The sequence below is a fragment of the Caulobacter sp. FG121 genome, assembly GCF_057809815.1.
This window is the reverse complement of record NZ_JBMDKR010000003.1, coordinates 257,019-277,842: the sequence shown is the minus strand read 5'-3', so window position 1 is coordinate 277,842 and position 20,824 is coordinate 257,019. Positions and strand designations below refer to the sequence as shown.

Genomic DNA, 20,824 nt, shown 5'->3' with positions numbered 1-20,824 from the left:
TGCGTCGTCAGGTCGCCGGCAGGGCCCTGGCCCGCACGAGGCATGATTCGAGCACCGGCTTGTACAGGTCGAGGATCTTGCGCGGCGCCTGGGGATCACCCTTGAGGGGCCCGATCTGCTTCGAAATATCGGTCCTGGCGGCAACGATCAGCGCCTTCAGGGCGTCCTGGCCGACCGCAGGGGCGAGAGCGTCGACGCGGCCTTTCAACTGCGGCTCATAGGCGCTGACCGACGTCACCAGGGCCTTGTCGGCATCGGTAGCACCTGACTCGGGATGATCGATGATGGACTCGTACAGCCCCATCGCCGCCGCGCACTGAAACAGTCCGCCGACCTCCTGGGCGGGCGTCTCCTCGGCCCGGGCGGGCAATGCCAGAAGCAGGCCGGAGGCGAGGGCGAGCGGGAGAAGGCCGTTCAGACGCATGGCGTTCACTTTCATCACGATCACTTCCCGGCCGGCTGGACAACGAGACGCCAGGCCTTGTTCGGGTCGAGATAGGCCTTCGCCGCGACCTGGACATCGGCGGCGGTCACCCGCTCGTAGCCGGCGAGCAGGGACCGCGTTGCGGTCAGCCGGCGTGGGTCGGTCTGGGCGCCGCCCAGCTCTTCCAGCCAGTACTCGTTGGTCGCGCGGGCCTTTGTCAGGCGTTCCAGCCGGGGCTTGAGCGCCCGGTCCATCTCGTCGGACGTCGGCGGTGTCGCCTGGAGGTCGGCGGCGATCTTCAGCGCATCGCGGAAGAAGCCGTCCACCAGCGCCGGCGGCACTTCGACCCGGGCGGAGACGTAGCCCCAGTCGGTCCAGACATCGCTGGCGGTCCAGCTGGCGCTCGGCGAATAGGTCGCGCCCTGGGCCTCGCGCAGCTCGTCAATCAGACGCAGCTCCATGATGTCGGCCAGGACGGCGGTGTTCCGCGCGAGCTGGACATTGTGGAAGAAGTCATCGGTCCGCCAGGCGAGGAAGGCGATTGCCTGGTCCGGTCGCCCCTTGTGGGGCAGCACCAGCGGCTGGGCGGCGGGGGTCGGGAAGCCGGTCTTGCCGACGACGGCGCCCGGCACGTCCGGACGCTTCGGCAGGGCGCCGAAGGTCGACGCGACCGCCGCGATGGCCTTGTCGACGGAAATATCGCCAACGATCACGACCTCGATGGGGCCGCCCACCAGGGCGTCACCGTAGGTGCGCTTGAGCGCGTCTGCGCTGACGCCGGCGATGTCGCTCTTGCTCGGCCAGGTCCAGCGGCGGTCCCCTGCGTGCAGCAGGCCGGCAAGATCGCGGCTGAACACCCCGCTGTCGGTCGCTTCGTACTGTTCGCTCAGCGTCGCGGCGTAGGTTCGCATGCGCTGCAGCGCCTCGGGCCGCCAGCCGGGCTCGGTGGCGTAGGCCGCGAGCACCTGAAGCTGTGTTGCGACATCATCAGGCCGAGTTGAGCCCGACAGGGTGAAGACATCGTCCTCGACACCGAACCGCGCGCCGTACGTCTTCGAGACCAGCACTCGCTCCATGTCCTCGGAACTGATCTTCGCGAGACCGCCCTGGACCAGCGCGCTGGTGGCCCAGGACAGGGATTGCTGGTCCGCGGGCTGACTCGCCAACCCGCCGCCGATCCGCACCTTCACCAGCACCTGGTCGTCGCGGAACTTGGTCGGCTTGATCGTCAGCCGCACCCCATTGGCGAAGCGGACAAAGGTGGTGTCCAGGTCGACCGCGTCGGTCTGCTCGACAACCTGGCCCGGCGTTCCGAAGGACTCGTAGGGCCAGATCACCTGGCGCGGTCCGACGGGCGCCGCCACGGCGATCTGCTGTGACTTGGTCCAGGCTTCGGTGACGGCGAGCTCGTTGCCGTCGATGGGCGTCGGCGTGGCGACGAAAATCAGCGGGCCGGAGCCCGTGAAAGCCGCCTTGGCGGCTGCGGACACAGCATCGGCCTTCACGTCCTTCACCGCAGCCTCGAACTGGGCGAGGTCCTGGGCGGGGCTGGTCATGACCTCTTCGTCGCCGACGGCGTCGATCAACTCATTGGCCAGCTGCGGCGTGCGACGGGTGGCCGCCGAGGCGACGCGCGCGGTCAGCCACTGGCGATAGTCCTGGATCTCGCGGTCGAGCTCTTCCTGGCGCACGCCGTACTGCACCAGCCGGCGCTGCTCGCGCTCCGCGGCGCCGAGGGCAGCCTGCCATTCCCCCGGACGGGCGGTGACGGCGATTGTGGAGACTTTCGCGGCGTCGGTCTGGTTGCCCGAGAACCCGCCGGCGGCGATGAACGGCGGCTCCGCGCCACGGGCGAGGGCCTCAAGGCGGCGGTTCAGCACGGCGAAGCCCAGTTGCTGAAGCCAGTCCTGCCTGCGCTTCGCGGTCGTGTCGGGTCGCAGATCCGGCGCCGAGACCCAGCCAATCTGCAGGGACGTCGGCGAGCCCGGCTCGACGATGATCTGCGTCTCCTGGCCCCGTTTCGCGACAGGGCCCAGGTTCGGGTCCGCGCCGGCGGGGCTCGCGTTGCTCCAGCTACTGAAGCCGGCCTTGATCTTCGCCTCCATGGCGTCGACGTCGAAGTCGCCCACGGCGACCAGCACGGCCCGTTCGGGCCGGTAGTAGCGATTGTAGAAGTCGACGATCTGCTCGCGCGGCGCACCCCGCAGCACATCGACCTTGCCGATCGGCATGCGCTTCGGCGGCAGCTGGCCGCGCAGGATAAACTCAAGTCGCGCCTTGTAGACGCGCAGCCCGGGGCTGTCGCTGGTGCGCTCCTCGGACAGCACGACACCGCGTTCCCGGTCGACCGCATCGCCGGCGATCAGCAGCTCACTGGCCGTCTCACGCATCACCTTGAGTGACAGGTCGACGGTCTCGTCGTCCGTCTGCGGCAGGTCGAGCTTGTAGGTGGTCTCTTCGAAGTTGGTCGAGGCGTTGGTGTCGGCGCCGAAGGCGAGCCCCCTGCGTTCAAGCATCTTGACCATGTCGCCCTCGGCGATGCCCTTGCTGCCGTTGAAGGCCATGTGCTCGAGGAAGTGGGCAAGGCCCTGCTGGGCGTCGGTCTCCATAAGCGACCCGGCGTCGAACCGAAGGCGCAGCGACGCCTGTCCGGGCGGCGAGGCATTGTGGATGATGGCGTAGCGCATGCCGTTCGGCAGCGACCCGAAGCGGATGTTCGGATCCGCCGCAACGTCACTGACCGCCTGGGGCCACTGGCCCGGCGCCAGTTTCACCGCATGGGGCGCTGTCGACGCCGGAGTCGCGGCGGCGACCTCGTCGCGTGATTTGCCGAACGGAAGGCTCGGCAACTTGCCCGAGGCGCCGGCGCAGCCGACGAGGGACAGGGCCGTCACGGCGACGAAGGCCGGGCGGACGAAGGGGTGCATACGGTGATGAACTCAATCTGGGCTGGAAGGATTGAGCGCACCTTCGCCGGGCGATGCGGCGAAGGCAAGGCGGGAAGGGGGCGTCCCGTGTCCTAGCCGAACATCCCCACCCATCCGGTTCCGGCCAGGGCCGCGTCCACCAGCCCTCGGTCAACCGCTCCCAGCGCCGCATACTCCTCACGCAGCCAGCCCAGGCATTTGGCCTGGTAGGCGAACGGCTGCTGGCTCCAGGGCTGGCCGTCGATCTCGGTTTCCACGCTCTCGGCGCCGGACATCACCGCCTTGGCATTGGCCGCCATCAGGGGCGCGTAGACGCGTCCTGTCTCGGCGAGAATGGCCTTGAGCGTGTCGGGGAGGTTCGCGGGATCGAACCAGTCGCTGTCGGCGGGCTCCAGGCCGCACAGGTCCTCGACGATCTGCACCCAGGCCATCACCCGGGGCGCCCGTCTGGCCGCCAGGGTGGTCGGCGTCGGGTCGAACGCGGCGAGTTGGGTCAATTGCCCGTAGATGCCGAAGTCCCCGGCGCCGGGCCGGCCGCCGAGCAGAAACGCGTGCTGCTTGAGGTGGTTTTCGAACAGGTCGAGCAGGCGAACATAGCTGGCCTCGATCACAGGCCCGGTCACCGGGTTGGACCCGACGTAGCGGAGGCGACTGATCTGGCGCTCCGAGAAGGCCTTGCCCATCGTCGCAAGCATGTCGTCGCTCAGGGTTCCACGCCACGACGGCAGGACGCCGGAGGCCTGGTCGATGTCGGCCTTGTAGACCCAGCGATAGTGGAACATCGCCTTGGTAAGCCACTCATCCCCATAGTCCTCGAGCAGGGAGTCGAGGAAGGCGAGGGCGGGATTGGCGGGTCGCAGCGCGCGACCGACGTATTCGCGCTCGAACCGGTGGATCAGCGGGGTCGAGTCCGTGACCGCCGCCAGGACGCCGTCCTCGCCCGGCAGGTAGAAGGTCGGCAGCAGCCGCACCTTGGGCGTGGGATAGTCGGCGGGTTCCCGGCCGGGCCAGAACAGCCGGTAGGGGATGCGCCGATACCGCAGCACGGCCAGCATCTTGCGGCTGTAGGGCGAGCCGGGCGCGCCGCTGAGGGCTACGGTGTCCATTAGGAGTCTCCGGGTCAGAGGACGAGCTGGGCGATCTGGGCGAAGGCCGCGACCAGCAGCAGAATCAGCGCAACCCACAGACGGGGCGGCATGAGCAGCATCAGGATCGGCCGGGTCGGGAAGGAGAAGGTCTCCGCCGTGCCGAGAATCTTGAAGTCGTGAATGCCCTGGAACTTCGGGTGCGTGGCCATGGCGATCATGTCCCTGCGGCTGCGGTAGCGCATGTAGCCGATGATCGACCAGCCGGGGTCGGGGCCGACCTTCCAGGCGTCGACATAGCCGGCGATCTTGCGGGCGGCGAGCGCAGGGTGGCCGCCGCGGGCCATCAGGGCCGGCATGAAGGTGCGGGTATAGCGCTGCATCAGCTTCTGCCGGGGCGTCGGCGCGCCGGTCTCGGGGTGCGGCGCCTCGCCCGTGGCCACCTTGACCAGGTTGAACATGAAGAACTCACGGCCGTCGTCGGCCTCAAGGAAGGCGCGCACGATGGCAGGGTCGTTGTGCTCCGCGCTCTTGCCGGCTTCGACCTTCGCCATGAAAGCCGCGATCTCCGCGGGCTTCAGCGGACCCCGCCAGTTGTCGTACCAGGCGCGGAACAGAACGTAGACCGCCAGCGCGCCCGCCCAGAGCCAGGGATTGATCATCAAGCGCCTCCCGCAGGGCCGCGACCGGCCTCGAATAAGTTGGCATGGATAATGCCAATATATTTGCGGAGGGGAAGAGCGAACGGCGAGATTTGAGATCGTCACAGGGCGCTGCTAGCCTCACATGATGATCGCACCGGCGACTTCGACCGTGACGCCGAGCCTGCGCGACCTGACCTTGACGTCATTCAAGATCGGCTGCCTCGGCTTCGGCGGCCCGGCCGGGCAGATCAGCCTGATGCATCGCGTCTTCGTCGACGAGAAGAAGTGGATCGACGAGCCGCGCTACCTGCACGCCCTGAGCTTTTGCACCCTGTTGCCGGGCCCGGAGGCGCAGCAGCTGGCGACCTATGTCGGCTGGACGCTGCGGGGGACCCTCGGTGGCCTGATCACGGGCGCGCTTTTCGTGCTGCCCGGGGCGGCGGTGGTCTTCGCCCTGGCCTGGCTCTATGCGGCCCACGGCGACGTCGCGTCGGTGGCGGCGGCGTTCGGCGGGGTCAAGGCGGCGGTCATGGCGCTGGTCGCAGAGGCGTTGTTGCGAGTCGGCAAGCGCGCTCTGAAGGGGCGGTTCGAAGCAGCGATCGCCGTCGCGGCTTTCGTGGCGCTGGCGCTGTTCGCCCTCCCGTTCCCACTGGTGGTGCTGATCGCGGCCCTCGTTGGCGCGGCGCGCGGAGCGTCTGATGCCGTAGCGGACGCGCTTCCCGTCGAGACCGGCGGCGGCCCGGGCAAGCGCCGAACCCTGGCCACTGCAATGGTCTGGCTGATCCTGTGGCTGCTGCCGCTCGTGGTCAGCGGGCAGTTGCTCGGCGCCGGTCACTGGCTCACGCGGGTAGGCACGGTTTTCGCCACCCTGGCGGCCACCAGTTTCGGCGGCGCGTACGCGCTCCTGGCCTGGCTGCAACAGCAGGCGGTTGACGCCCAGGGCTGGCTGACCACCGCTAGGATGGTGGATGGATTGGGTCTGGCGGAAACGACACCGGGCCCGCTGGTGCTGGTCAACACCTTCGTCGGCTTCATGGCCGGCTGGAACGCGACGGGCGGCGCGGCGGGCTGTGCCGCGCTCGGGTTCCTGATGGCCCTGTGGCAGACCTTCGTCCCATCGTTCCTGTTCATCTTCGCTGGGGCGCCCTGGTCGGAGACCCTGCGCCGCAGCCGGATGACGCGCGGGGCGCTGGGGGCGGTCATGGCGGCGGTCCTTGGCGTCATCGCCAGTCTGGCGCTGTGGTTCGCCATCCATGTGCTGTTCGCGGGCAGCACGGCTTATCGCTGGCCCTGGGGCGGCCGGGTGTGGCTGCCGGACCTGACCAGCCTGGACTGGATCACGGCCGCCCTGGCCCTGGTCGCGGGCATCGCCCTGATCCGCTTCAAGACAAACGTCGTCCTGGTGATCCTTGGCTGCGCGGCGGCGGGTTTGGTGCGGTGGGCGGTGGGGTAGGGGGCTCTGCGCTCCATTTCCTGTTGGAAGGGCTCGACGCAGCGGCCCTGCCGCCGCGCAGTCGCGTCCCAATTTTTCTCCGTCATCCTCGGGCTTGTCCCGAGGACCCATGCACATCGACCTTCATCGTCGACGCGGCGATGGCGGAGGCCGCCCGACCGCCCGGGTGTTCATGGATCCTCGGGACAAGCCCGAGGATGACGGGGGAGGGGGCAGCCGTGCGCGCCTTCGCCGACAGGCAGTGAAGTGATTGCCGTCCGCTTCTACGTGCCCGGCCGCGTAACGTAGAAGCTGGCGTTGTTGCCGACGGCGGTGGACGTCGAGTTGACTACCCGACCGGAGCCGATGGTCGTTGTCGAGGTCGCGCCCACGTCGGCGCTGTTGGTTTGGCGACTGTCGACGGTCATCGAGCCGTAGCAGGTGGTGCAGGCATAGCCGGTCGTGTCGTTGCCGACGGCCGTGGCGCGGGAATAACCGTCGTAGCCGTCCGTACCCTCGAAACGGGCGATCGCCTCGACGCCGCCACCGGTGTTCAACTGGACGTTCTCCAGCACGACGGCCTCGCCGGAATTGCCGGCCAGGGTCGAGTTGCCGACCGCGTAGGCCGTCGCGGCGCCCTCGCCGAACTGGTAGGCGGTACCCTCGGCCTGTGCCCGAACGTAGGACTGGTTGAACTGCGTGGCGTCGAGGTCGAGCAGCGGGCCCTGGTTGGTCGCGACGGCGACGTTGCCGCTGGCGCTGGCGCTTGTGCTGGCGGTCTGGACGTTGCCATAGGCCGTGAACTGGCTGGCCTGGGTCAGGGCGGCCGTCTGGCTCTGGAATACAGCCACCCGCGCGGCCGACGAGTCGGTCCCGACCAGACTCATGGTGTTGCCCGAGGCTACGCCGGAGACGTCCGCGGTGCCGCTGACATAGCCGATGATCGCGCCGCCATCGGCCAGGACCGACGCGCCGCTGGTCTGGTTGACCCGGACGCCGGCCGCGCCGTTGGTCAGACCAAGGGACACGCTGTTGACCGCGGCCGTCGTCGCCAGGCCGACGTCGCCGGCTTCCGCCGAATCCGCCTCCAGCATGCCGCTCGCGGTCACATTCGGGGCGGCGGTGGCGATCTGGGTGTAGACCCCGACCATCGTGCCCTGCGTCGTGCCGGCCTCGACGGCGTTGCCGATGGCGGTGGTGTTGATCTGTGAACTGTCGCCCAGCCGGCCGGTCGCGTTGACCGTGGTCGAGGCGATGGCCGAGCCGGCCATGGTCTGGTTCGACGTGATGGTCAGATCCGCGCCGTCGGTTGCGCCAATCAGGTTGTTGCCGGTGGCGTTGGTCTGGGCGCCGACTCCGTCAGTCACCGAAACGACGTCTATGACCTGGGTCGCGAAGACGTCGCCCAGCTGGATCTGGTTGTTGATGACCGGGCTGGGCGGTGTCTGGGCCTGGCTAGTACCGGCCGCGCAAAGGAGCGCGATCACCGGTGCTGCGGCCATCGTTCCAGCGATCAGGCTGCGCGCGGGTCGAGGCATTGTTGGTTCCCAGGTTGTTGTAGGCCGGCGTGAAGCCGCCCGTGGCGCCCGTGGTGCCGCCCCCCAGCGGATCGGAGGTCATGCAGGCCTGCGGGCCGGGCATGCCGTATAGGTTGGCCGACATCTCGACGACGGCCCGTTCCACCAGGGACCGGACGGCCAGCTGGACCGGCTCGAGCGCGCCAGTGCCTCCGGAAATGTCGAACACGTTGCCGTTCAGGAAGTCGAACAGACCCAGGCCCACTTCGCGGCCGACGATCTGCTTCTGGTAGGAAATGACGTCCACCACCTCGAGCGTGCGGGTGTTTACCAGGCGGATGTCCATGGCGATGTTCATCACGAACACCCTGGCGCGGAAGCTGCCCTTGGCCCCTTCGGCGTCGCGGTCGCCGACGTTCGCGTCGGCCCCGGCGGAGCGGATGTTGTAGTTCAGTTCGGTGATGCCGCCCGTGATGTAGAAGTCCGAACCGGCGACCTGGCCCGAGAAGATTTTCCGCGGATCGACCGGTCCGTCGACGCCGGGGGTCGGGCCATCGGTGATCAGCTTGTTGTTGGCGTACTTCAGCTCGAGTTCGGACACGGAGGTGTCGAACCGCTCGACCTGCGGGATGCCGGCCTTGGCCAAGGCCGTCATCGCCATCAGCGAGGCGCCCTGGGTGATCTTGCGGCCGGAGCCGTCGGCCTCTTCCTTGCCGGTCAGGTCGCTGATGCGGCCGACCGAGATGCGTGGTGCGCGCAGATTATACTGACGGGCGTACTGGGCGATGCAGACGAGGGCGTCGGTGTACGGCGTCGGGTTCGCCGTGACCGGCGCGGTTCCGATGGGGGGCGCGTACAGCCCGTTCGGCCCGGCCGATGGCGTGGCGCAGGCGGACAGGATCAGCGAGGAGGCGGAAAGCAGCGCGCCGATGCGCGCTCCGGCACTGGCCATCACTTGCCCCCGCTGGTGGTCGTCCCGGCACTGACATCGCCGGTGTTGGTCTGAACCGACGTCACGATCACGGTGTTCCAGTTGCCCTGGGTGACCACGACGAGGTTGTTGCCGATCGCGGTCGAGTTGCCGCCCGAACCCACGCCCGAACCGCTGCTGAACACGCCGCCGCTGATCCGCGAGAAGTTGCTTTGCGTCTCACCGCTCTGAATGACTCCGTCGACGATCAACCGGTTGCCGGAGGAGTCGCGCGTGCCGTAGTCGACGCCGCGGTTCTCCTGGCCGGAGGTCCGACCATAACCGGCGTTGAACGAAGCCGAGTTCGTGCTCATCTGCTGGGCCCCGGCGGCGGACACGCAGGCCAGACCGGCCAGCGCCGCAATGGCGCCGAACGCGAAAAGGCTCTTTGAAAAAGTCGCCGCCATGAAAAAACTCCGCGCGGATAAGAAGCACGCCTGCGCACAAGCAATGGGCGTGCCAAATCAGGACAGCTTTCATCCTGCGGGCGAACCCTTGGTGATTTAGTTAAGGCGGAAGGAAAACCTGTGAGTGATGTCGACGCCGAAACAACCCGGCCAGAGCGCCCTGTCCCGGAGCCGTTCTTCAACGCGCCGGGGGTGAGTCTGGCGCTGATCGCGCTGCTCGGAATCGCTTATGGCGTACAGGTTCTCGCGCTTTCTCCCGAGACCGTGGCCACTCTGGCCTTGTCGCCGACAGCATTGGCCGAGGGGCGGTGGTGGACTCTGGTCAGCCACATGTTCCTTCACGCCAATCCGGTTCATCTTTTGATGAACGCAGGCGCCGCGCTCGCCTTCGGGCCGGCGGTCGCCCGGCACTTTGGACCGGGCCCGCGGTCAGCAGGGATCTTTTTGCTCTTCTTCCTGAGCTGCGGCGTGATCGGAGGGCTGGGCTATGTCGCGCTTCACCCCGGCGGCGTGGCCATGGTCATCGGCGCGTCAGGGGCGATCAGCGGCCTGTGGGGCGCGGCGGCGCGCCTGCTGAGGCGACGCAGCGGGCTTTGGGGCATCTGGGAAGGTCCGGTGCGCGCCCAGATTATTGTCGTGGTGATCTTCAATGCCCTGATCGGACTGATGGGTGTGGCTGCGGGCGGCCTGCGGATAGCCTGGGAGGCCCACATCATCGGCTTTGTCGTCGGACTGCTGCTGATCGGGCCGTTCACCCGCCTTGCACGGCCAAGTGACCGACAGGAGCGTTGATTCCGGGCGGCGTTTGGGGGAGCCTGTCCCCAACATATATATAAAGAGGGAGGTACCGGCTTTGCTCGTTTCCCAGATCCTCAAGGACAAGGGCGACCTTGTCTTTACCGCCGGCCCCGGTGAGACCGTCGGCGCGGTCGCCGCCCTGCTTCATTCCAGACGGGTCGGCGCCATGGTTGTGGTCGATGGCGAGTCGGTGGTCGGGATCGTCTCCGAGCGCGATATCGTCCGGATGGTCGCGAAGGAGGGGGGCGGGGGCCTCGCCAGAACAATCGATATCTGCATGACCCGCGATGTCGTCTTCGCCACGCCTGACGAGACGCTGGATTCGCTGTTGGCTCGGATGACGGATCGCCGGATTCGCCATTTGCCGGTCATGCGGGGGGGCCGTCTCGCCGGCATCATCTCGATCGGTGATCTCGTGAAGCACAAGATCAACGAGATCGAGGCGGAAGCCGACGGTCTGAAAGCCTACATCGCGGCCGGCTAGATGGCCCCGGGAATCTCCGCGGCCTCGGCCTTGGCCGCGTCGGCCAGGCTGTAGCCCTCCAGAACGTCGGCCGTGGCGTCTCGCGCTCGGAGCAACGCTTCCCGGAGCGAACAGCCTTCCAGCGTCGGGCAATCATCGCATTTGCGAAACGCCGTGCGGCTGACGCAGGGCGCCAGGGCGAGCGGCCCGTCGATAACCCGAATGACCTCGGCGAACGAAATGGCGTCCGGCGCGCGGCCAAGGGAGTAGCCGCCGAACTTTCCGCGTCGGCTGCGAACGATTCCCCGGCGCGACAATTCGAGCAGAATCGCCTCGAGAAACTTCCGCGGCGCGTCGGCCCGGGTGGCCAGGTCGGCGGCCGTGACCTGTCCACCATCCTCGCGTGTCAACTCGACGAGAGCGCGGAGCGCGTACCTGGCTTTATGCGACAACATATAGAGTGCCTCTCCCGTCCCGTGTTTGCCGGGCGGGAAGGGGGTTCGCAAGCGGCTGCCGGATGGTTCAGGCGACAATTGTTGCGATGGGGGGTTGCGAGTCAGCCGGCCCTGCCGATACAAGCCGCGCTCGCTCGGAGCCGCGGCCCCCACAGCGAACATCGAAAGCTCCAAAGGCTCTTGATTTTCGCGGGTTTGGTCGCTAGGTTCCGCAGCCTCAATCGACTCGGTGACGGTTACTGGAGAGGGAAGCCCCTCGGCGGCCCTTCACCCCGTTTGCGTCTGATATCCGGCTCCGGCCTGGTGTCGGAAGTTTACCGGAAATGGTTGGTTGACGGAGGGACGATGCTTCGACTAGAAGCGCCGCTCCCCGCCGGAACGGAAAGGTTTTCCGCCCGGCACACCAAGACGATCGGTTCTGTTTCTAAATAGAGCCAATTGACTTGATCTAAGGCTTCTAAGTAAAGAAGCCGCCTCCTGGAGGGTTCGGAAAGTTTCCGGTCCAAAGGGCGCGAGAAAATCGGTTCTTCTGGAAAGAAACGGTTGACGCGATCGGGCGGTTTCTTTTATAGACGCCGCTCCCGCCGGTCCGGAACATTCCGGAATGACGGGATCCGCGAAAACCGGAATGCTTCGTAAGAAGTCGGTTGACACGGAAAAACGGAGCGACTAGATACGCCGCTCCTCGCCGACACCGGGCGCTAAACGGTGGGCAGGGGCAACCCGGTCGGGTCTTTGACATCGTTGATTTGGAAAGAGAAACGCAGGCGGCGGCGTTTTGCGGACATAGCAAGTATGTCCTCGATACGCTGACAATTGCGGTCTCTTGAAGACACCATGAATATCGGTCGTCACGCTTCGGCGCGGCGGCCAATGTGAATGGGAACTCGTCAAGATACTATGCAAAACCAGAACGATTGATCTCGGTATTCCAACTGAGGTCGGTAATTTTGGGTTAGCGGTCAACTCAACCTGAGAGTTTGATCCTGGCTCAGAGCGAACGCTGGCGGCAGGCCTAACACATGCAAGTCGAACGGATCCTTCGGGATTAGTGGCGGACGGGTGAGTAACACGTGGGAACGTGCCTTTTGGTTCGGAACAACTCAGGGAAACTTGAGCTAATACCGAATGTGCCCTTCGGGGGAAAGATTTATCGCCATTAGAGCGGCCCGCGTCTGATTAGCTAGTTGGTGGGGTAAAGGCTCACCAAGGCTACGATCAGTAGCTGGTCTGAGAGGATGATCAGCCACATTGGGACTGAGACACGGCCCAAACTCCTACGGGAGGCAGCAGTGGGGAATCTTGCGCAATGGGCGAAAGCCTGACGCAGCCATGCCGCGTGAATGATGAAGGTCTTAGGATTGTAAAATTCTTTCACCGGGGACGATAATGACGGTACCCGGAGAAGAAGCCCCGGCTAACTTCGTGCCAGCAGCCGCGGTAATACGAAGGGGGCTAGCGTTGCTCGGAATTACTGGGCGTAAAGGGAGCGTAGGCGGATAGTTTAGTCAGAGGTGAAAGCCCAGGGCTCAACCTTGGAATTGCCTTTGATACTGGCTATCTTGAGTATGGGAGAGGTTAGCGGAACTCCGAGTGTAGAGGTGAAATTCGTAGATATTCGGAAGAACACCAGTGGCGAAGGCGGCTAACTGGCCCATTACTGACGCTGAGGCTCGAAAGCGTGGGGAGCAAACAGGATTAGATACCCTGGTAGTCCACGCCGTAAACGATGAGTGCTAGTTGTCGGCATGCATGCATGTCGGTGACGCAGCTAACGCATTAAGCACTCCGCCTGGGGAGTACGGTCGCAAGATTAAAACTCAAAGGAATTGACGGGGGCCCGCACAAGCGGTGGAGCATGTGGTTTAATTCGAAGCAACGCGCAGAACCTTACCACCTTTTGACATGCCTGGACCGCTGCAGAGATGCAGTTTTCCCTTCGGGGACCAGGACACAGGTGCTGCATGGCTGTCGTCAGCTCGTGTCGTGAGATGTTGGGTTAAGTCCCGCAACGAGCGCAACCCACGCCTTTAGTTGCCATCATTCAGTTGGGCACTCTAAAGGGACCGCCGGTGGTAAGCCGGAGGAAGGTGTGGATGACGTCAAGTCCTCATGGCCCTTACAGGGTGGGCTACACACGTGCTACAATGGCGACTACAGAGGGTTGCAAGCCAGCGATGGTGAGCCAATCCCCAAAAGTCGTCTCAGTTCGGATTGTTCTCTGCAACTCGAGAGCATGAAGTTGGAATCGCTAGTAATCGCGGATCAGCATGCCGCGGTGAATACGTTCCCGGGCCTTGTACACACCGCCCGTCACACCATGGGAGTTGGTTCTACCCGAAGGCGATGCGCTAACCGCAAGGAGGCAGTCGACCACGGTAGGGTCAGCGACTGGGGTGAAGTCGTAACAAGGTAGCCGTAGGGGAACCTGCGGCTGGATCACCTCCTTTCTAAGGATGTTCCTCCAGGTCTCACGGCCTATTGGGACGTCTATGAACAAATACAGGTGCAGAACGTCGCCGTCTTCGTTTCTCTTTCCAATCGCTGCTGACCATCGGGTTGGCAGCGCGATCGCGAGCCAGGGGCGCTTCCCAAGCAGTTGGGCAATCAGTCCTGAGCGGCCGCTATAGGCCCGTAGCTCAGCTGGTTAGAGCGTACGCCTGATAAGCGTAAGGTCGGCAGTTCGAGTCTGCCCGGGCCTACCACAATCCCTTACGGCCGGATCGATGACAGCTCTCCTGGGCGCACCTTAAAGATAAAGGGGCCATAGCTCAGTTGGTAGAGCGGGTGCTTTGCAAGCATCAGGTCGTCGGTTCGAACCCGTCTGGCTCCACCATCCTTCTTTGAAGGTATTCTCGCGATCGGGAATGACAGTTTGCAGCCGCTTCATGCGGATCTGCGAAATGACATCGTAAATGAAGGGTCAGTCCGGCGCCTTCGTCTCCCCTTGGGGACGGAACGCGTTCAGAGGACGGACCTGAGAAGACATCATTGTCTGACAAATACAAAGCGCATGGATGGCGTCGGTCGTGGTTCCCTAGAACCTGGCCGGCAATAGCCGTTCATGAGTTTTGCTGAGAACGATCAAGCGCATAAGGGCTTCTGACGGATGCCTTGGCATTGAGAGGCGATGAAGGACGTGGCACGCTGCGATAAGAGCCGGGGAGGCGCGAGCACCCTTTGATCCGGCTATCTCCGAATGGGGAAACCCACCTTTACGGTCTGCCAATTCGTTTCTGACTTCGGTCAGGACCGGGTTTGGTTGATCGTTGAAAGGTATAATGACCTGAATACATAGGGTTATTAAGCAAACCCGGGGAACTGAAACATCTCAGTACCCGGAGGAAAGGACATCAACCGAGACTCCCGTAGTAGTGGCGAGCGAACCGGGACCAGGCCAGTGCTGTCGTGACATAAAGCCGAACGATCCTGGAAAGATCGGCCATAGCGGGTGATAGCCCCGTAGGCGTCAAATAGCGACAGACTCGAGTAGGGCGGGACACGTGAAATCCTGTCTGAACATGGGGGGACCACCCTCCAAGCCTAAGTACTCCTCAATGACCGATAGTGAACAAGTACCGTGAGGGAAAGGTGAAAAGCACCCCGACAAGGGGAGTGAAATAGAACCTGAAATCGGAAGCCTACAAGCAGTCGGAGCCTCCAAGCGAGGTGACGGCGTACCTTTTGTATAATGGGTCAGCGACTTCATGTGCCGTGCAAGCTTAAGCCGTTAGGTGTAGGCGCAGCGAAAGCGAGTCTGAATAGGGCGAATAAGTACGTCGCATGACGACCCGAAACCAGGTGATCTATCCATGAGCAGGTTGAAGGTAAGGTAACACTTACTGGAGGACCGAACCCGTGAATGTTGAAAAATTCTGGGATGACTTGTGGATAGGGGTGAAAGGCCAATCAAACCTGGACATAGCTGGTTCTCCGCGAAAACTATTTAGGTAGTGCGTTCGATGTATTCCTTGGGGGGTAGAGCACTGGATGGATGCGGGCTGCGCGAGTGGTACCAATTCTAACCAAACTCCGAATACCCAAGAGAACTATCGGGCAGACACACGGCGGGTGCTAACGTCCGTCGTGAAAAGGGAAACAACCCTAACCATCATCTAAGGCCCCCAAGTTCTGGCTAAGTGGGAAACGATGTGGGATTGCTTTGACAACCAGGATGTTGGCTTAGAAGCAGCCATCATTTAAAGAAAGCGTAACAGCTCACTGGTCAAGCGATCCTGCGCGGAAAATGTAACGGGGCTCAAGCCAGACGCCGAAGGTATGGGTGTGCACTCTGTGCACGCGGTAGCGGAGCGTTCCGTAAGCCTGCGAAGGTCAGCTGCGAGGCTGGCTGGAGGTATCGGAAGTGAGAATGCTGACATGAGTAGCGATAAAGAGTGTGAGAGACACTCTCGCCGAAAGCCCAAGGGTTCCTGCGTAAAGCTAATCTGCGCAGGGTTAGTCGGCCCCTAAGGCGAGGCCGAAAGGCGTAGTCGATGGGAACCAGGTTAATATTCCTGGACCAGCTGGAAGTGACGGATCCCGTAACTTGTCTGACCTTATTGGATTGGAAGGGCAGGGAAGGGGTCCCAGGAAATAACTCCAGCGGAGACCGTACCCGAAACCGACACAGGTGGGCAGGTAGAGTATACCAAGGCGCTTGAGAGAACCATGCTGAAGGAACTCGGCAAATTGCACGCGTAACTTCGGGATAAGCGTGACTCTGCTTAGGGCAACCTTTGTAGAGTGGCACAAGCCAGGGGGTAGCGACTGTTTATCAAAAACACAGGGCTCTGCGAAGCCGCAAGGCGACGTATAGGGTCTGACGCCTGCCCGGTGCCTGAAGGTTAAAAGGAGGGGTGCAAGCTCTGAATTGAAGCCCAGGTAAACGGCGGCCGTAACTATAACGGTCCTAAGGTAGCGAAATTCCTTGTCGGGTAAGTTCCGACCTGCACGAATGGCGTAACGACTTCCCCACTGTCTCCAGCATGGGCTCAGCGAAATTGAATTCCCCGTGAAGATGCGGGGTTCCCGCGGTCAGACGGAAAGACCCTATGAACCTTTACTGCAGCTTCGCCTTGGCGTTAGCAACAACATGTGTAGGATAGGTGGGAGGCTATGAATCCGGGGCGCCAGTTCCGGGGGAGCCATCCTTGAAATACCACCCTTATTGTTGTTGACGTCTAACCGCGGCCCGTTATCCGGGTCCGGGACATGGCGTGGCGGGCAGTTTGACTGGGGCGGTCGCCTCCTAAAGTGTAACGGAGGCGCGCGATGGTGGGCTCAGACCGGTCGGAAATCGGTCGTCGAGTGCAATGGCATAAGCCCGCCTGACTGCGAGACTGACAAGTCGAGCAGAGACGAAAGTCGGCCATAGTGATCCGGTGGTCCTGCGTGGAAGGGCCATCGCTCAACGGATAAAAGGTACTCTAGGGATAACAGGCTGATTTTGCCCAAGAGTCCATATCGACGGCAAAGTTTGGCACCTCGATGTCGGCTCATCACATCCTGGGGCTGGAGCAGGTCCCAAGGGTTCGGCTGTTCGCCGATTAAAGTGGTACGTGAGCTGGGTTCAGAACGTCGTGAGACAGTTTGGTCCCTATCTGCCGTGGGTGTACGAGACTTGAGAGGATCTGTCCCTAGTACGAGAGGACCGGGATGGACATACCTCTGGTGGACCTGTCGTGGCGCCAGCCGCGCAGCAGGGTAGCTAAGTATGGAATAGATAACCGCTGAAAGCATCTAAGCGGGAAACTAACCTCAAAACAAGGTCTCGCTGAGAGCCGTGGTAGACCACCACGTTGATAGGCCAGGTGTGGAAGTGCCGCGAGGCATGCAGCTTACTGGTACTAATTGCTCGATCGGCTTGATCGTTCTTAGTTGAACTCATGAAGCGCCGTATTTGCGGCAATGATGTCTTCTCATTCATTCAAATCCCTTCCGCCGACCTGGTGGCTATGCCGGGGGTTCCCCACCCGATCCCATTCCGAACTCGGTCGTTAAGTCCCCCAGGGCCAATGGTACTTCGTCTCAAGGCGCGGGAGAGTAGGTCGCCGCCAGGTCCGCCGAAGGGATTTGAATGATGATGTCCTCCAAATTGACCCTTCATTACGATACTTTACGTCCGGATTGCCGCGGGATGGAGCAGCCCGGTAGCTCGTCAGGCTCATAACCTGAAGGTCGCAGGTTCAAATCCTGCTCCCGCAACCAAAATTCGAAACCCGTCAGATCCTTGTCTGGCGGGTTTTGTCGTTTCCGCGCTACAGAATGCCCGTGAGCAGCAAAAATCCCCGCATTCTGGCTGTCAGCCGCGGTGACCGACATGGTCCCGGCAAGGCCAGCCAGTCCGTGATCCGTCTGATCGCCGGGCTCGGTGTCGAGAATGACGTCCACGCCGGCGTCACGGTGAAGCATCGCTCCCGTGTCGCCCGCGATCCCTCCCAACCGAATCTGCGCCAGGTGCATCTGATCCACGCCGAACTGTTCGACGAGCTGGCTCTGGCCGGCTACGCGATCACGCCCGGCGCCATGGGCGAGAACATCACCACCCGCGACGTCGACCTGCTGGGTCTGCCCGCGGGCGCGTTGCTGTGTCTGGGCGCCGAGGCGGTCGTGCAGGTCACTGGCCTGCGCAATCCCTGCTTCCAGCTTGATGACCTGCAGCCGGGCCTTATGCGCGCCTGCCTCGGACGCGGGCCGGACGGCGAACCGGTCCGCAAGGCAGGCGTAATGGGAATCGTCCTGACAGGCGGCGACCTCCGGCCCGGAGACGCGATTTCGATCCGCCTGCCGGCTGCCCCGCACGTCGCGCTGCGCCCGGTCTGAGCCACCCCCTCTTTCCCCGCCCGCCGGCTCATGAGAGAGAAGCCCCATGAGCTTTGTGACGGCAAACGGACTGCAGATCTGGGTCGAGCGTAGGGGCGAAGGCGAGCCCCTGCTGTTCATCTCGGGCAGCGGGAGTGACCTGCGGCGCAAGCCGGGGCCCCTGGACGGGCCCCTGAGCCGCGACTTTGAAATGGTGGCCTACGACCAGCGCGGGCTCGGCCAGAGCGACAAGCCGGATGGCCCCTACACCATGGCTGACTATGCCGATGACGCGGCTGGTCTGCTCGATGAACTGGACTGGGCGACGGCCAACGTCGTGGGCGTGTCCTTCGGCGGCATGGTCGCTCAGGAGCTGGCGATCCGGTATCCGGAGCGTATTCGCAAACTCGTGCTCTGCTGCACGTCGCCCGGCGGGGCCGGGGGCGCGTCGTATCCGCTGCACACGCTGATCGGGATGGATCCCGAAGCCGAGGCCCGGCTGATGATTCCGATCTCAGACATTCGGCACGATGCGGCCTGGCAGGCTGCCAATCCTGATATCTACAAGGTCATGTTCGACCTGCGCACCAGCGACCCCTGGGCCGGGGAGCCGCGTCGGGCGATGGGTGCGGAACTGCAATTGCTGGCGCGCCGGGACCTGGACACGTGGGACCGCCTGCCGTCGATCACCGCCCCAACTCTCATCTGCGGTGGCCTTTACGACGGGATCGCCCTGCCCGAAACCCAACAGCGAATGGCCGAGCGCATTCCAAACGCCCAGCTCCGCATGTTCGAAGGCGGCCACATGTTCCTGATCCAGGACCGGGCCGCCTTTCCCGCCATTTCCGGATTCTTGAAAGCCCAATGACCGACGCCATCATCATCGGCGGGGGTCACAACGGCCTCGTCTGCGCCTTCTACCTTGCCCAGGCCGGACTGAAGGTGACCGTGCTCGAGCGACGGGATGTCGTCGGCGGCGCGGCCGTTACCGAAGAATTCCATCCGGGCTTCCGCAACTCGGTCGCCAGCTACACGGTGAGCCTGCTCAATCCGAAGGTCATCGCGGACCTGGAGTTGCCTCGACATGGCCTGAGGGTCATCAATCGGAAGGTGTCCAACTTCCTCCCGACAGCGGATGGCGGCTATCTCGCCACGGGCGGCGGCCGGACGAAGGAGGAGGTGGCGAAGTTCTCGGTGAAGGACGCCGAGGCGCTGGACGCCTACAACGCCCGGCTCGAAGCGATAGCCGACATCCTGCGCGCGCTGGTGCTGCAGAGCCCGCCGAACATGACGCAGGGCAGCCTCGTCGAGGCGATTCCCGAGTTGCTGAAGAGCGCCTGGCTCGGAAAACGGATTTCCAACCTCGACACGACAGGGCGGCGCGATCTGCTGGCGATGTTCTCCCAGTCCGCCGGCGATTGGCTCGATGGCTGGTTCGAGAGTGAGCCGATCAAGGCGGTGCTCGGCTTCGACGGCATCGTCGGCGCCTTCGCCAGCCCCTATACGCCCGGCACGGCCTATGTGCTGCTGCATCACGTCTTCGGCGAGGTAAACGGCGAGAAGGGCGCCTGGGGACATGCGGTCGGCGGCATGGGGGCGATCACCCAGGCGATGGCGGCGGCCTGCCGCGAGAAGGGCGTCGACATCCGCACCGGCGTCAGCGTCGCCGAGGTTCTGACCGAGAAGGGCCGCGCCGTCGGCGTGGTCACCGCGACGGGCGAGACGCTGCGCGCACGGTCGATCGTCTCCAACATCCATCCGCAGCTGCTGTTCCAGAAGCTGGTCGATCCGGCGGTGCTGCCGGCGGACTTCAACGAGCGGATCACGCGTTACCGCTCAGGGTCAGGCACCTTCCGCATGAACGTGGCGCTGAGTGAATTGCCACGGTTCACCTGCAAGCCCGAGCCAGGCGACCACCTGACCGGCGGCATCATCATCGCCCCGGACATGGCCTACATGGAGCGGGCCTATGCCGATGCCCGCCGGGACGGCTGGTCGAAGGAGCCGATCGTCGAGATGCTGATCCCGTCGGTGGTCGACGAAAGTCTGGCTCCGGCAGGGAAACACGTCGCCAGCTTGTTCTGCCAGCATGTCCAGCCTGTACTGTCTGGCGGTCGCAGCTGGGATGATCATCGCGAGGAGGTCGCCGACCTGATGATCGACACGGTCGACAAATGGGCGCCGGGCTTCAAGGCCTCGGTCATCGCGCGGCAGATCAACAGTCCGCTCGATCTCGAGCGGACCTTCGGTCTGGTCAACGGCGATATCATGCACGGCGTCCTGAGCCTGGATCAACTGTTCTCGGCGCGTCCCGTCCTTGGACACGGGGCTTACCGCGGGCCGCTGAAGGGGCTTTATCTCTGCGGCGCCGGAACCCACCCCGGCGGCGGTGTCACGGGCGCGCCTGGCCACAATGCTGCAAGGGAAATCCTGAAAGATGTTCGTCGAAGGGTTTGAGGCTGCATCTCAGTATCATGGGGGGGCGAAAAAGTAGAGCCACGCTCTTGCCTTGACTGGCGAAAATCCCGAGGCCGCCTGTTTAAAGGGCACTATTGACCAATAGATGCGTTTCACTCATTTCAAGTGGTGTTCTGTCACACGCATGGTGTAACAGACGACCTGTACTTTTGGGTGGTGTGTCATGTTTGTTTGGGGTTCGGGTCGAGATACGTTCGAACGTGAAGTGCGAATGGAGGTCGAGTACCTCACCAAGGTCTATGGCGATGACGCTTTGCGCATCGCCGGTGAGAAGGCGGCGCGCCCGTCCAATCGGACAGGTCGCCGGAAAGTTCTGGATGAAGCCTGTCGCCGCCTGAGCAGCGGACCGACGCCGACGCGGAAGCGCCTGCTGGACCGCTTTATCGGCAAGCAGGCGTCGCAATAGGCGGCTCGTCTATTTCC

Annotated in this window: 15 protein-coding genes, 3 tRNA genes and 3 rRNA genes; 13 read left to right on the top strand and 8 right to left on the bottom strand. The window is 63.6% G+C overall.

Going from position 1 to position 20,824, the window contains the following annotated elements; genetic code table 11:
* Window positions 1-7: 7 nt before the first annotated feature.
* The 4 genes from ACODSL_RS10215 to ACODSL_RS10200 form a co-directional block, all read right to left on the bottom strand.
* The gene (locus ACODSL_RS10215; protein WP_488900565.1) at window positions 8-442 is read right to left on the bottom strand and encodes a hypothetical protein; all 435 of its coding nucleotides are present in this window, start codon (window positions 440-442) and stop codon (window positions 8-10) included.
* Window positions 443-444: 2 nt separating this feature from the next.
* Complete coding sequence (locus tag ACODSL_RS10210) at window positions 445-3,351, bottom strand: M16 family metallopeptidase (protein ID WP_488900564.1); 2,907 nt, start codon at window positions 3,349-3,351, stop codon at window positions 445-447.
* A gap of 92 nt (window positions 3,352-3,443) precedes the next feature.
* A complete protein-coding gene (locus ACODSL_RS10205; RefSeq protein ID WP_488900563.1) occupies window positions 3,444-4,457 on the bottom strand; it encodes a glutathione S-transferase family protein in 1,014 nt (337 codons plus the stop codon).
* Between the two features lie 14 nt (window positions 4,458-4,471).
* Entirely contained in the window at window positions 4,472-5,098 is a 627-nt protein-coding gene (locus ACODSL_RS10200) for a hypothetical protein (protein WP_488900562.1), read from the bottom strand.
* A 124-nt stretch (window positions 5,099-5,222) separates the two neighbouring features.
* Here ACODSL_RS10200 and chrA point away from each other — a divergent pair, with 124 nt between their 5' ends.
* Window positions 5,223-6,533 (top strand): chromate efflux transporter, encoded by a 1,311-nt coding sequence (gene chrA / locus ACODSL_RS10195; RefSeq protein WP_488900561.1) that lies wholly within the window; start codon window positions 5,223-5,225, stop codon window positions 6,531-6,533.
* Window positions 6,534-6,796: 263 nt separating this feature from the next.
* On the opposite strand, the gene hfaD is transcribed toward chrA, so the two are convergent.
* Genes hfaD through hfaA form a run of 3 tightly spaced genes read right to left on the bottom strand, consistent with a single transcriptional unit; the run spans window position 6,797 to window position 9,406 of the window.
* Complete coding sequence (hfaD, locus tag ACODSL_RS10190; protein WP_488900560.1) at window positions 6,797-8,050, bottom strand: holdfast anchor protein HfaD; 1,254 nt, start codon at window positions 8,048-8,050, stop codon at window positions 6,797-6,799.
* Window positions 7,968-8,981 (bottom strand): holdfast anchoring protein HfaB, encoded by a 1,014-nt coding sequence (hfaB, locus tag ACODSL_RS10185; RefSeq protein WP_488900559.1) that lies wholly within the window; start codon window positions 8,979-8,981, stop codon window positions 7,968-7,970. The genes hfaD and hfaB overlap by 83 nt, the downstream gene beginning before the upstream one ends.
* Window positions 8,981-9,406: a holdfast anchoring protein HfaA gene (hfaA, locus tag ACODSL_RS10180; protein WP_488900558.1), complete on the bottom strand. Its 426-nt coding sequence runs from the start codon at window positions 9,404-9,406 to the stop codon at window positions 8,981-8,983. Before hfaA ends, hfaB begins: the two co-directional genes overlap by 1 nt.
* A 120-nt stretch (window positions 9,407-9,526) precedes the next feature.
* Between hfaA and ACODSL_RS10175 the strand changes: the two genes are divergently transcribed.
* Together ACODSL_RS10175 and ACODSL_RS10170 are read left to right on the top strand one after the other, a co-directional pair.
* Window positions 9,527-10,198, top strand: coding sequence for a rhomboid family intramembrane serine protease (locus ACODSL_RS10175; protein WP_488900557.1), 672 nt, complete (start codon window positions 9,527-9,529; stop codon window positions 10,196-10,198).
* Window positions 10,199-10,259: 61 nt separating this feature from the next.
* Window positions 10,260-10,688: a CBS domain-containing protein gene (locus ACODSL_RS10170; RefSeq protein WP_488900556.1), complete on the top strand. Its 429-nt coding sequence runs from the start codon at window positions 10,260-10,262 to the stop codon at window positions 10,686-10,688.
* Here ACODSL_RS10170 and ACODSL_RS10165 read toward each other — a convergent pair.
* Window positions 10,685-11,122 carry an RrF2 family transcriptional regulator gene (locus ACODSL_RS10165; protein WP_488900555.1) on the bottom strand — a complete coding sequence of 146 codons (438 nt, stop codon included), beginning with the start codon at window positions 11,120-11,122 and terminating at the stop codon, window positions 10,685-10,687. The genes ACODSL_RS10170 and ACODSL_RS10165 overlap by 4 nt on opposite strands.
* A gap of 968 nt (window positions 11,123-12,090) precedes the next feature.
* Here ACODSL_RS10165 and ACODSL_RS10160 point away from each other — a divergent pair.
* The 10 genes from ACODSL_RS10160 (at window position 12,091) to ACODSL_RS10115 (ending at window position 20,807) form a co-directional block, all read left to right on the top strand.
* Window positions 12,091-13,572, top strand: a 16S ribosomal RNA gene (locus ACODSL_RS10160).
* Window positions 13,573-13,750: 178 nt separating this feature from the next.
* Window positions 13,751-13,827 (top strand) — tRNA-Ile (locus tag ACODSL_RS10155).
* A gap of 55 nt (window positions 13,828-13,882) precedes the next feature.
* A tRNA-Ala gene (locus ACODSL_RS10150) sits at window positions 13,883-13,958 on the top strand.
* Window positions 13,959-14,204: 246 nt separating this feature from the next.
* Window positions 14,205-16,993, top strand: a 23S ribosomal RNA gene (locus ACODSL_RS10145).
* A 73-nt stretch (window positions 16,994-17,066) separates the two neighbouring features.
* Window positions 17,067-17,181: ribosomal RNA gene (gene rrf, locus ACODSL_RS10140) — 5S ribosomal RNA — on the top strand.
* Together the 16S, 23S and 5S rRNA genes with 3 tRNA genes alongside form the textbook arrangement of a ribosomal RNA operon.
* Window positions 17,182-17,252: 71 nt before the next feature.
* A tRNA-Met gene (locus ACODSL_RS10135) sits at window positions 17,253-17,329 on the top strand.
* A 63-nt stretch (window positions 17,330-17,392) separates the two neighbouring features.
* Window positions 17,393-17,944: an MOSC domain-containing protein gene (locus ACODSL_RS10130; RefSeq protein ID WP_488900554.1), complete on the top strand. Its 552-nt coding sequence runs from the start codon at window positions 17,393-17,395 to the stop codon at window positions 17,942-17,944.
* 46 nt (window positions 17,945-17,990) lie between these two features.
* The gene (locus ACODSL_RS10125) at window positions 17,991-18,791 is read left to right on the top strand and encodes an alpha/beta fold hydrolase (RefSeq protein ID WP_488900553.1); all 801 of its coding nucleotides are present in this window, start codon (window positions 17,991-17,993) and stop codon (window positions 18,789-18,791) included.
* The gene (locus ACODSL_RS10120; protein WP_488900552.1) at window positions 18,788-20,380 is read left to right on the top strand and encodes a phytoene desaturase family protein; all 1,593 of its coding nucleotides are present in this window, start codon (window positions 18,788-18,790) and stop codon (window positions 20,378-20,380) included. Before ACODSL_RS10125 ends, ACODSL_RS10120 begins: the two co-directional genes overlap by 4 nt.
* Before the next feature lie 232 nt (window positions 20,381-20,612).
* Window positions 20,613-20,807 carry a hypothetical protein gene (locus ACODSL_RS10115; RefSeq protein WP_488900551.1) on the top strand — a complete coding sequence of 65 codons (195 nt, stop codon included), beginning with the start codon at window positions 20,613-20,615 and terminating at the stop codon, window positions 20,805-20,807.
* The last annotated feature ends 17 nt before the right edge of the window (window positions 20,808-20,824 follow it).